We start from the raw sequence: 10,757 nt of genomic DNA, 5'->3' as shown, positions 1-10,757 counted from the left end.
GGCGGGCCAGATGCGGCGCGACGAGGCCGACGAAGCCGATGGTGCCGACGGCCGCGGCGGTGCCGGCCGCCAGCACGGCCGCGGCGCCGAGGACGAGTATGCGGGCCCGGCCGAGCGCGAGTCCGAGGGTGCGGGGGAGATCCTCCCCGAGGGCGAGCAGGTTCACCGGCCGCGTGGCGACGGTGAGCAGGACGGCGGCGAGCGCCGGGACGGCCAGCCAGCCGAGGGCGGTGAGTCCGCGGGCGTAGGTGCTGCCGGACAGCCAGGTGAGGGCGGAGGCGATGTTCATCTGCGAGTGGACCACCATGGCGTTGACGGCCGCGGTGGCGGTGGCGGTGACACCGAGACCGACCAGGATCACCCGGGTGGGATCGAGCCCGCCGGGATCGCGGGCGATGCCGATCACCACCGCCAGTGCGGCGACGCCGCCGATCCCCGCGGCCACGGGCAGCAGCACCGCCGGGGCGGCGGGGAGCACGCTGATCATCAGCACCGCACCCGCCGACGCCCCGGCGGTGATGCCGACCAGGCCGGGTTCGGCGAGCGGGTTGCGCACCACGGACTGCACCGCGACCCCCGCCGCGGCGAGGCAGGCGCCGGCGACGGCGGCGACCAGGATCCGGGGCAGCCGCAGCGACAGTACGGCGGTCGTCAGATCGTCACCGGTACCCGCCAGCGCCGACGCGAGCTGGTCCCAGCCGAGGTCGACGTCGCCGACGCGCAGCCCGATCGCCGCGGCCACGAGCAACGCGACCAGTCCCACGGCGAATATGACCGCGTAACCCGTTGCGCGCCTGGGTCGCGCCACCGATACGGCGGCGCCGGTGTCGGCGTCGCCGGTCGTCGCGCGGCGGGCGAGCAGGACGAACACCGGCCCGCCGATCAGCGCGGTGACCACGCCGACCGGAAGTTCGCCGAAGCCCGCCGAGGGCGGGAACACCAGCTGGGCGGCGGAGTCGGCGGCGAGAATCAGTGTCGCCCCGAACAATCCGGACAGCGGCACGAGCGCGGCGTGCTGTCGGATGCCGAGCAGCCGAACCACGACGGGCGCGATGAGTCCGGCGAAGCCGATCGGCCCGGCCAGGGTGACCGCCGCCGCGGACAGCACCACCGCGAGCAGCCATGCGGCGGGCCGGATCCGGCCCACCCGTACGCCCAGCGCCTCGGCCGCCTCGTCGCCGAGCGCGAGCAGATCGAGGGGCCGCACGAGCAGGCCCGCGAGCAGGGCCCCGGCGATGATCACCGCCCCGAGCACGAGCGGTCGCTGCAGCCCGGTCTGCAGCAGAGTTCCGTTGCCCCAGAAGAACAATCCGCTCGTGGCCTGCTCGTCGAGCAGGTGCAAGAACTCCGCGGCGGCCGTTCCGGCCAGGGCTACCACCGCGCCCGCCAGCAGCACGCGTCCGGGCGTGAGCACCCCGCGACCCGCGAGCAGATAGACGACCGCGATGGCGAGCAGCCCCCCGGCGAATGCGGCGATCCCCGAGCCGAGAATGCCACTGTCCCAGCCGAAATACGCCAGCACCGCCACCGCGAGATAGGCGCCCGCATTGACGCCGAGCGTGTCGGGCGCGGCCAGGGGATTGCGGGTGGCGCCCTGAATCAGGCAGCCCGCGACACCGAGCGCGATCCCGGTGGCCAGACCGGCCAGGGTGCGCGGGAGCCTGCTGCCGACCAGCACGGCGTGGGTCTCCGCGGAGGCGTGGCCGGTGATCAGGTCGAGCAGCGCACCCGGCCCGGTACCGGCGGCGCCGAGCCCGAGGTGCACGACGGCAATCGCGCCCAGGGCCAGTACGAGTGTGCCGCCGACCAGCGAAATCCGCAGTGTCCGGGTGGAATTCACACGCCGAGGGCTTTCGCCGTCTGGTCGATCAGGTGCAGTGCCGACAGCGGGCCGCCGAAGAGCCAGGTTCCGGGATCCAGTGATTTCGCGCGGCCCTCGCCGACGAAGGCGAGGCCGCGCCAGACCGGATTGCCCGCCAGCGCGCCGGTGAACGGGTTGTCGTTGTCGGCGGCCACCGACAGGAATGTCACCGACCCCGGGACCTGGGTCAGGCCCTCGACGCCGACCGTGGTCATGCCCCAGTCGTCGGGCTTGCCCCGCCATCCGTTGCGCAGTCCCGCGCGGCCGAGCACCTGCGGGGAGAACGCGTCGTCGGTCAGCATGCGGATCGCCGGGACGCCGTTCACCGAATAGCCTTGCGCCAGCGCGTATTCCTGCCCCGACCGGCCCGCCTTCGTCAGTCGGCCCGCGAGATCCGCTGCGGCGGTATCGATGCGGCCGAGCACCTCGGTGGCCCGGTCCTGCGCGCCGACCGCGGCGGCCAGCGCCGTGAAGTTCTTCTTCATCGTCTCCAGCTGCGGTTTCGCGGTGTAGTCGAACGACAGCACCGGGGCGATCTTCGCGAGCTGCTCGTATCCGGCCCCGACGCGGTCCTCGCTGGCCACGATGAGATCCGGCTTCAGCGCGGTGATCTGCTCGATGCTCGGCTCGTTGCGTTTGCCCACATCGGTCACCGACGCGGGCAGCGCCGCACCCGGGGCCGTGACCCACGAGGCGTAGGTCGCGCTGTCGGCGTTGCCGACGGGCGTGACACCCAGCGCGATCAATTCCTCGGTGTAGGTCCATTCCAGCGAGACGACCCTGGTCGCCGGGGCGGGAAGGGAGACCGGACCGCGGGCGGTGTCCACGGTGATCGGACCGGAGGAGGCCGCACCCGAATGCGATCCGCCGGGGTCGCTCACGGTGCCGGATCCGCATCCGGCGAGGCCGAGCAGCAGTACCGAGGCCGCGCAGACGCGCAGTAGACGACGCATATTCTCTCCAACTGTGCAGGGAAATCAGGATGAGGCGGCAGGATCGGGCCGCCTCGGGAAGCATGCGAGCTGTCCGGAATCCGGATCCCGCAGCACGGTGACCTCCAGGCCGAAGGCCCGGCCGATGGTGTCGGGCGTGAGCACCTCGTCCGGCGGTCCGGCCGCGGCGATGCCGCCGTCGGCGAGCACCACGATCTCGTCGCCGTAGGCCGCCGCCTGCATGAGGTCGTGCAGCACCACACCGCAGGCGATCTCGTGCTCGCGGGCGAGGCGCCGGACGACATCGAGCACCTCGAACTGGTGCCGCAGATCCAGGTAGGTGGTGGGCTCGTCCAGCAGCACGATTCCGGAGCGTTGCGCGAGAACCGTTGCCAGCCAGGCTCTCTGCCGTTCGCCACCGGAGAGTTCGTCGAGCCGCGACTCGGCCAGCGCGGCCGCGTCGCTGACGTCGAGGGCCCATTCGACGGCTTCCCGATCGGCGTCGGTGTGCCGGCCGAACGCTCCCCGATGCGCGTACCGGCCGTGCCGCACCAGCTCGCGGACGGTCACACCGGCGGGCACCAGCGGGGCCTGCGGCAGGAACGCGAGCCGCTGCGCCAGTGCGCGCCGTGACAGCGAGCGCAGCGGTGTGTCGTCGACCTGTACCGAGCCGGACAGCGGGGGCAGTAACCCGGCGACCGTGCGGAGGAGGGTGGATTTGCCGCAGCCGTTGGGCCCGACCAGCACGGTCACGGCGCCGGCCCGCAGGGTCACATCGATATCGCGCAGCACCGTTCGGTTGCCGTGGCCGACATCGAGGCCACGTGCCACCAGTCGCACGCCTGCTTCGGTCATCCGCCACTCTCCTCACCCGGCCGGACCAGCACCGTAGCAAAGCAGGGAAGGCAAGCCTAATTCTGCGGCCGACTCGGGTGCGGTTGGTAAGCGCGAAGAAACGCTCGTACACCGGCGGTGACGATCTCCCGGACCGTGTCGTCGCCCAGGGGCTTCGCGCCGTAGAAGGTTTGGTTGTTGATGTCGGTGATGGTCAGCAGCGTCAGGTGAGCGGCCGCGGTGTCGGCGTCGTCGATGCGCAGCAGCCCGCGGTCGGCGATGCGGCGCAGGTACGGGGCGAGGCGCAGGTGCGCGGTCTGCGGGCCGGCATCGATCCAGGCGCGCAGGATCGGCGGCGGGATGCGGTTGGCCTCGGCCTCGATGACGCGGACCAGCGCGAAGTGGTCGGGAAATTCGGTGACCGCCGCGATCCGGTCGAGGGAGAAGTCGACGAGGTCCTGTTCCAGGTCGACGATCTTGCGCAGGTGGCGGTCCATGATGCGCGCGATGGTCGCGGTGACGTCGTCGGCGCCCTCGAGGGCGACGTCGAGGAACAGTTCCTCCTTGTCGGTGAAGTGGTTGTAGATGGTGCGCTTGGAGACCCCTGCCTCCGCGGCGATCGCCTCCATCCCGGCCCGCGAGTAACCGTCGCTGCCGAACACTTTCCGGGCCGCTCGCAGGATGGCTTGCCGCTTGTCGGGCCTCCCGCGACGCTGCGGTCGGAGCTCGCTCATGCACACCCTTCCGTCGTACTCGTCGTCGCATTTTAGGAGCGTCGGCGCGGTGTGCCGGAGCGACGGTCCGTACCGCCAATGTAAACCAACTAGTGCAAAGAATGCACTCATTGGTTTACATTGCCCGAGTGACCACCACCGTGCTCCGGCGGACCGCTCCGCCGCCGATCCTGTTGCTCGTCCTGCTCGCCACGCCGACCGCGCTCAGCGCCAACAGCGCCACCACCGTGACCGCCGCCCTGGCCGATGACCTGGGTGTGAGCGTGTCGGCCGCCACCTGGGTCGGCACGGCCTTCGGGTGGGGAGTCGTCATCGGCACACCCCTGACCACGTCGCTGCTGCGGACCCGCGGGCTGCGCGTGGTCGTCGCGATCAATGCCGCGCTCGTTCTGCTGGGTGCCGCGCTGGTCGCCGTCGCCCCGGCGCTGCCGCTCCTGCTGGCCGGGCGGGCGATCGGCGCCGCGGGTAGCGGCGGGCTGGTGACGATCGCGATCGGGGTCGCCGGTACGGCGCGGCGGACGGGGGCGATCACCGCGAGCGTCGGCCTCGTCGGCGCGTTCGGGCCGCTGGCGGGCACCGCGCTGTCGGGACTGTCGTGGCGGCTTCCGCTGCTGCTGGCGGCGGTGGCGACGGCGGCCGTTCCGGCGCTGCTGCGGCGCTTGCCGCGCGCCGTGCGACGGGAGGAGGTGACACCGCGCGATCCCCTCGGTATCGCTCTCGTGCTCGGGATCGTCACCGCGGTCGTGCTCATCCCGCGCACGCCGTCGGCGGCGCTCGGCGCGACGGCCGTCCTCGGGATCGCCCTGGTCGCCCATATCGCTCGTCGCGCCGACGGGTTCGTCCCGCGGGCCGTCGTCCGCTCCCCGCGGTGGGTCGTCGGCGCGCTCGCGGCGTGCACGCTGTCGACGGTGTATTTCGTTCTGCTGTATATCGTTCCGCACCTGCTGCGGGCCGAGTGGGCGCCGAATCGGATCGGTCTCACCACCCTGCTCACCCTCGCCTGCGGCGCGGTCACGGCGCTGCTGTTCACGCGGTGCGTCCACCGGCTGCCCGCCGCCGCGGTCGGCATCGGCCTGCCCGTCGCCGCGGCGATCGCCGCCCTCCTGCCGATCGCCACCGCGACGCCCGCCGTATATGCCTGGTCGACGGCGCTCGCGGTCTTCGCCTCCAGCGCCGGAATGGCTTGGTACGCAACCCGTATCACCGAGGCCGTCCCGCCGGATCAGCAGCGGACCGCGCTCGGTCTGTACACCCTCGCCTATCAGCTCGGCGGAGCGATCGGCCCCGCCGTCGCCACCGTGCTGCTCGCCTAGGACGTGACGGCGGGGCAGGTGCTGTCGCCACCCGGGGTCGGTGTGGACGGCGGGGCAGGGTCGTCACCGGGGTCGGTGTGGGCGGCGGGGCAGGTGGTGTCGCCGGGGTCGGTGAGGAGTGCAGGCACCACGATAGTTGAACCGGCTGGTTTTGATTATTGAACTATTCGGTTGGTGCACGCTAACGTGTCCGTCATGCTGGGATTCGCACTGCCACAGTTCGGTCGGGCCGCCTACGATGACGTGGCCCGCTTCGCCTCGACCGCCGAGCAACTCGGGGCGGGCAGCTTCTGGGTCGGTGATCGGCTGCTCGCGCCGATGCATCCGAGTGTGGGATACGCGGGGACGGACACGGTCCCGGAGGAATTCCGCACCGTCCTGGATCCGTTCGTCGCATTGACGGTGGCCGCGACGGCAACCCGTACCGCGCGGCTCGGCAGCAATGTGCTTGTCGCGCCGTGGTATCCACCCGTCCAGCTGGCCCGGCAGCTGACCAGCATCGACGTGGTCAGCGGCGGGCGGCTGCTGCCCGGGCTCGGCATCGGCTGGTCGCCGGAGGAGTTCCAGGCCGCCGGGGCGCCGTTCCGCCGCCGCGGCGCCCAGCTCGACGAACTGCTCGACATCCTGGGGGCGTGGTGGACCCCGGGCCCGGTCGAGCATCAGGGGGAGCGCTGGTCGGTCCCGCCGTCGTGGGTCGACCTGGCGCCCGTGCAGCGGCCGCATCCGCCGATCTACCTGGGGGCGTTCACCTCTCCGGGGCTGCGGCGGGTCGGGGAGCGGGCCGACGGCTGGCTGCCGGTGGTGCAGGTGCCCGGCCGCCTGCATCACGTCGACGGGCTGCGGCGGCAGCGCGCCGTCATCGACGCCGCGGCCCGGGACGCCGGGCGCGATCCCGACACCATCCACTCCTATGTGCGCATCAATGTCGCGGCGGGCGTCGAGATCGAGCAGGTGTGCGAGACCATCCGGACGCTCGCCGACAGCGGCTACCCCGACGCGTTCGTCGACCTGATGTACGTCGTCTCCGGAACCGAGGCCCACCTGAAGTGGGTGGAACAGCTGCTGGCGGGATAGCCGACGATCTGCCCCTCACATAGTGGGAAGTTTCCGTGACCTCTTCCTGCGGTGATGCCACGGGATTTTCCCAGTGATCGAATGTCCGGGAGGCGGTGGGGGGTTAGTGGCGGGTTCGGACTGCGGTGACGGCCTTGCGGGCGGCGACCTGGATAGGATCCCAGACCGGGGAGAACGGGGGCGCGTAGCCGAGATCCAGCTGCGTCACCTGCTCGACGGTCATCCGGGCCGTGAGGGCGACGGCGGCGATGTCGACCCGCTTGCCCGCACCCTCGCGGCCGACGATCTGCACGCCGAGCAGGCGTCCGGTGTAGCGTTCGGCCAGCATCTTCACCGTCATCGGCGCGCTGCCGGGGTAATAGCCCGAGCGGCTGGTGGATTCGATGGTGACCGCGACGTACTGCAGGCCCGCGGCCCGAGCGTCCTTCTCGCGCAGGCCCGTTCGCGCCACCTCCAGATCGCAGACCTTGCTGACCGCGGTGCCGACGACGCCGGGGAAGGTGGCGTACCCGCCGCCGACACCCGAACCGATGACCTGCCCCTGCTTATTGGCGTGGGTGCCCAGCGGAATATGCCGCTGCCGCCCCGAAACCAGGTCCAGCACCTCGACGCAATCCCCGCCCGCCCAGATGTTCTCGTGGCCGCGCACCCGCATCGCGGCATCGGTGAGCAGGCCGCCGAATTCGCCCAGCGGCAATCCGGCGGCGCGGGCGAGGCCGGTCTCCGGGCTGACGCCGATGCCGAGCACCACCACATCGGCCGGGTACTCGGCGGTCTCGGTGATCACCGCGGTGGCGCGGCCGTCCGGCGCGGTGCGGATCTCGGTGACCTCGGTCTTGCTTTCGACCTGAATTCCCATGCCGCGCATCGCTTCCCGGATGATGCCGCCCATATCCGGGTCCAGGGTCGACATCGGTTCGACGCCGCGGTCGATCACCGTGACGTCGTAGCCGCGTTGCAGCAGCGCCTCCGCCATCTCGACACCGATATAACCCGCGCCGACCACGACGGCGCGGGTGCCGGAGGTGGTTTCGAGGGTGTCGATGAGGGCCTGGCCGTCGTCGAGGGTCTGCACGCCGTGCACGTTCGGCGCATCGATACCGGGCAGCGGGGGCCTGGTCGGCCGGGCGCCGGTCGCGATCACGAGTTTGTCGTAGTCCAGCGATGATTCGGTACCGGATTCGCGGTCGAGTGCCCGGACCCGGCCCGCGGCGATATCGATCTCGAGCGCCTCCGTGCGCATCCGCAGGTCGATATCGCGCTCGCGGTGCTCCTGCGGGGTGCGGGCGATGAGAGCGTCCCGGTTCCGGACGTCGCCGCCGACCCAGTAGGGGATTCCGCAGGCGGAGTAGGAGGTGAAGCCGCCCCGCTCGAGGACGACGATCTCCAGCTCACTGAGGTCCCGTAATCTACGGGCCTGGGAGGCCGCGGACATCCCCGCCGCGTCTCCCCCGATGACTACCAGCCGTTCTGCCACGGGGTTCACTGTATCCGTGGGCGCCGGTTCCGCCGGAACGACGGGGGAGAACCGCTAGCGGACGTATCCGTGCAGGTGGTGGGCGACCTCGTCGGGGGTGGGCATGCGGGTGATCTCGTGGGCCAGGGCGCGGGCGGCGTCGCGGTAGGGGGAGCCGTGGCGTGGGAGGAGTCGGTCGGTGGTGTCGGCGAGGGCTTCCGGGGTGATCTCGTGGGGGAGCAGGTGGAGGGCGGCGCCGGATTTCGTGAGGGCTTCGGCGTTGGCGAACTGGTCGGCGCCCTGCGGCAGGATCAGTTGGGGCACACCGAAAGTCAGGGCGGCCAGCATGGTGCCGCTGCCGCCGTGATGGACCACGACGTCGGCGTGCGGTAGCAGATCGGCCTGGGATACCCAGTCGTAGAGAACGGTGTTGCCGGGGACGGGGGAGAGGTCGTCCGGCCGCACCCGGCCGGTGGCGGCGACGACCTGTGCGTCCAACCGTCCCAGCCCGGTCAGGAGGGTGCCGAACAGTTCCGGAGTCCCGAAGACGGTACCCAGCGTGAGGTAGACCAGCGGGCGGGAATTGCGGACGGTGTCGCGGGCCCGCGGCGCGGCCGGTTCGGAATAGGGGACGGGCCGCAACGGGATGCGGTGTTCCCCGGCCAGAAAGTCCTTGTCCTGCAGGGACGGTGGGCAGATATCGATATGCGGCAGGCCGGGCGCCTCGGTGTTGCGCGTAGGCAGTTCGAATCCGATGCCGTCGGGGATCATGCGGCCGAATCCGTGCCAGATTCCGGGAATCCCGGCGCGGCGGGCGGCCACGGCCACACCCGGCAGCCCCCACTCGTGGACGACGAGATCCGGTTGCAGGCGTTGCAGATCCGGTTCGAGATCCTCGGGATAGATCTCGGAGAACGCGTCCGCGGGACGGAACGGGCGCAGGCCGTTGGCGGCCAGCGGGGCGTGCACGGCCTCACCGGCGGCGAAATGGACCTCGTGGCCCGCATTCCGCGCGGCGACCGCGAGCGGTATCAGCGGATAACAGTGACCGACCGACGCCAGGCTGGCAAACAGCACACGCATGCCGGTCAAACTACCGACCGGGCGGCAAGTCAGCGAATGGTGCCCGCCGACTCCGGCGCCACCGGCGCGACGTCCTCGCGGAAGACGGTGATATGCCGGACGGTCCCGGACAGACCGGGCAATTCCGTTGGCGGACTCCAGGTTCGGAAACCGTCGAGGCTGTCGCTGTAGAAGTACTTGCCGTCGTCGTAGGCGTCGAAGAAGATCCGCCAGCCGCCGCCGGGGAGCGCGGTGACCGACTGCCCCTCGCGCGGCGTACCCCAGCCCGCCCAGTCGCCGGTCGCGACGAATGTGTACGGACCGGTCACCGCGTCGGCGACCGCGAGTTCGATGTACTTGGTGGTCTCGTTCTTCGTGAACGCGGCGAATCGGCGGCCCACCTGCACGATCGTGGTGTCGATGTAGCCGAACGCGTCGGGATCGTCGGGCGCGGGCGCCAGGCCCGCCAGCGGCGTGAGCGCGGTCCACGAGCGCAGTGCCGCATCGGTGGCCGTCATCAGGTAGGGGGTGAAGCGCCGACCGTCCGACAGCGACACGATCAGGTTGACGTTGCCGTGCGGGTCGACGAACCATTCCGGCGCCCACGTCGAGGTCACCCCGGGGATCGGGACGGTGAAGTCGTACAGGTGCGTCCAGTCGATCCGGTCGGTGCTGCGGGCGAATCCGATCGTGTCGCCCTCCCACGCCGTGGTGTAGGTGATGTAGTAGGCGCCGTCGGTGTGGCGGAACAGGCACGGGTCCCGCATCAGTCCGGTCGGCGGTGTGTAGGCACGGGCGCGCAGCAGCGAGAACCTGGTCGCATCGGCCGATTCGTAGACGAACAGGTCGGATTCGCTGCTGTTGGTGAAGCCGGTGACCGTGTACCGCGGGCCCGGCGCGGGGAGGGCTTGCGCGCTACGCCCCAGCGTCAGGCTCATCGGAACACCGACGGCCAGCCCGAGCATGCCGCGGCGGCTCATTCCTCCGGATGACCTGGTCATCTCAAAATGAGAACACGGCCGACCGCAACCATCCGGCAACACGCCGTGATTCGCGGCGCGCCCCGGGCGGACACGCTCGAAACCCGCCGCCGGATGTCCCCGGAACTTCCGCGGGGATCAGGCAGGATCGGGTGCCATGACCGAGGAGGAGCTGCCCGGGATCGTCGAGATCGCGCTGTTCCGCGACGTCGACCCCGACGAGCTCGGCTGGAGCGCCGAGTGGGGGATGCTGGACGGGAAGCTGCGCTGCGAGCGGACCGCGGAGGATCTGGGCGGGCTGGTCGAGCACGTCCTCACCGATGCCCGGCGCCGCTGGGGCCACGATCCCGCCGTGGCCGTGCACTGGGCCCTGCACCGCGGAGATCCGTTCCGCGGCAGCGATTACGATCTCGGCGCGGACGTCACCGGGACCGTCGTCGACGGCGTGCCGCTCCCGGCCACGCTGCCGACGCCGGGGCGGAATATCGAAGCGCCACAGGGTATTCGGTAA

Annotated in this window: 10 protein-coding genes; 3 read left to right on the top strand and 7 right to left on the bottom strand. The window is 71.1% G+C overall.

Annotation, left to right across the window (positions count from 1 at the left end; all coding sequences use genetic code 11):
• The 4 genes from NM1_RS34185 to NM1_RS34170 all read right to left on the bottom strand — a co-directional run.
• A partial coding sequence (locus NM1_RS34185) for an iron ABC transporter permease (RefSeq protein WP_068029826.1) occupies nucleotides 1–1,840 on the bottom strand: 1,840 nt, incomplete at its 3' end.
• Nucleotides 1,837–2,814 carry an ABC transporter substrate-binding protein gene (locus NM1_RS34180; RefSeq protein WP_068029824.1) on the bottom strand — a complete coding sequence of 326 codons (978 nt, stop codon included), beginning with the start codon at nucleotides 2,812–2,814 and terminating at the stop codon, nucleotides 1,837–1,839. The genes NM1_RS34185 and NM1_RS34180, both read right to left, overlap by 4 nt.
• 24 nt (nucleotides 2,815–2,838) lie before the next feature.
• Nucleotides 2,839–3,648: an ABC transporter ATP-binding protein gene (locus NM1_RS34175; RefSeq protein ID WP_068029822.1), complete on the bottom strand. Its 810-nt coding sequence runs from the start codon at nucleotides 3,646–3,648 to the stop codon at nucleotides 2,839–2,841.
• Nucleotides 3,649–3,704: 56 nt separating this feature from the next.
• The gene (locus NM1_RS34170) at nucleotides 3,705–4,361 is read right to left on the bottom strand and encodes a TetR/AcrR family transcriptional regulator (protein ID WP_068029819.1); all 657 of its coding nucleotides are present in this window, start codon (nucleotides 4,359–4,361) and stop codon (nucleotides 3,705–3,707) included.
• Nucleotides 4,362–4,489: 128 nt separating this feature from the next.
• Between NM1_RS34170 and NM1_RS34165 the strand changes: the two genes are divergently transcribed.
• Together NM1_RS34165 and NM1_RS34160 are read left to right on the top strand one after the other, a co-directional pair.
• Nucleotides 4,490–5,674 (top strand): MFS transporter, encoded by a 1,185-nt coding sequence (locus tag NM1_RS34165; protein ID WP_169814368.1) that lies wholly within the window; start codon nucleotides 4,490–4,492, stop codon nucleotides 5,672–5,674.
• 195 nt (nucleotides 5,675–5,869) lie between these two features.
• Nucleotides 5,870–6,748 carry a TIGR03619 family F420-dependent LLM class oxidoreductase gene (locus tag NM1_RS34160; protein WP_068029814.1) on the top strand — a complete coding sequence of 293 codons (879 nt, stop codon included), beginning with the start codon at nucleotides 5,870–5,872 and terminating at the stop codon, nucleotides 6,746–6,748.
• A gap of 103 nt (nucleotides 6,749–6,851) precedes the next feature.
• Here NM1_RS34160 and NM1_RS34155 read toward each other — a convergent pair whose 3' ends face one another.
• The 3 genes from NM1_RS34155 to NM1_RS34145 are packed head-to-tail and all read right to left on the bottom strand — an operon-like array spanning nucleotide 6,852 to nucleotide 10,267.
• On the bottom strand, nucleotides 6,852–8,225 hold the full coding sequence (locus tag NM1_RS34155) for an FAD-dependent oxidoreductase (RefSeq protein WP_068029841.1): 1,374 nt from the start codon (nucleotides 8,223–8,225) through the stop codon (nucleotides 6,852–6,854).
• 54 nt (nucleotides 8,226–8,279) lie between these two features.
• Complete coding sequence (locus NM1_RS34150) at nucleotides 8,280–9,287, bottom strand: glycosyltransferase (protein WP_068029809.1); 1,008 nt, start codon at nucleotides 9,285–9,287, stop codon at nucleotides 8,280–8,282.
• A gap of 29 nt (nucleotides 9,288–9,316) precedes the next feature.
• Nucleotides 9,317–10,267, bottom strand: coding sequence for a glycoside hydrolase family 43 protein (locus tag NM1_RS34145; RefSeq protein ID WP_246010793.1), 951 nt, complete (start codon nucleotides 10,265–10,267; stop codon nucleotides 9,317–9,319).
• A gap of 136 nt (nucleotides 10,268–10,403) precedes the next feature.
• Here NM1_RS34145 and NM1_RS34140 point away from each other — a divergent pair, with 136 nt between their 5' ends.
• The gene (locus NM1_RS34140) at nucleotides 10,404–10,757 is read left to right on the top strand and encodes a hypothetical protein (protein ID WP_068029802.1); all 354 of its coding nucleotides are present in this window, start codon (nucleotides 10,404–10,406) and stop codon (nucleotides 10,755–10,757) included.

This window comes from Nocardia mexicana NBRC 108244 (genome assembly GCF_001613165.1).
GTDB lineage: Bacteria > Actinomycetota > Actinomycetes > Mycobacteriales > Mycobacteriaceae > Nocardia > Nocardia mexicana.
This window is presented reverse-complemented; position numbering and strand designations above follow the sequence as displayed.

Bases quoted from the DNA above. Each gene is read 5' to 3' on its own strand.
- NM1_RS34170 (WP_068029819.1), bottom strand. From the start codon at position 4,361: ATGAGCGAGCTCCGACCGCAGCGTCGCGGGAGGCCCGACAAGCGGCAA.
- NM1_RS34175 (WP_068029822.1), bottom strand. From the start codon at position 3,648: ATGACCGAAGCAGGCGTGCGACTGGTGGCACGTGGCCTCGATGTCGGC.
- NM1_RS34140 (WP_068029802.1), top strand. From the start codon at position 10,404: ATGACCGAGGAGGAGCTGCCCGGGATCGTCGAGATCGCGCTGTTCCGC.
- NM1_RS34145 (WP_246010793.1), bottom strand. From the start codon at position 10,267: ATGACCAGGTCATCCGGAGGAATGAGCCGCCGCGGCATGCTCGGGCTG.
- NM1_RS34160 (WP_068029814.1), top strand. From the start codon at position 5,870: ATGCTGGGATTCGCACTGCCACAGTTCGGTCGGGCCGCCTACGATGAC.
- NM1_RS34150 (WP_068029809.1), bottom strand. From the start codon at position 9,287: ATGCGTGTGCTGTTTGCCAGCCTGGCGTCGGTCGGTCACTGTTATCCG.
- NM1_RS34180 (WP_068029824.1), bottom strand. From the start codon at position 2,814: ATGCGTCGTCTACTGCGCGTCTGCGCGGCCTCGGTACTGCTGCTCGGC.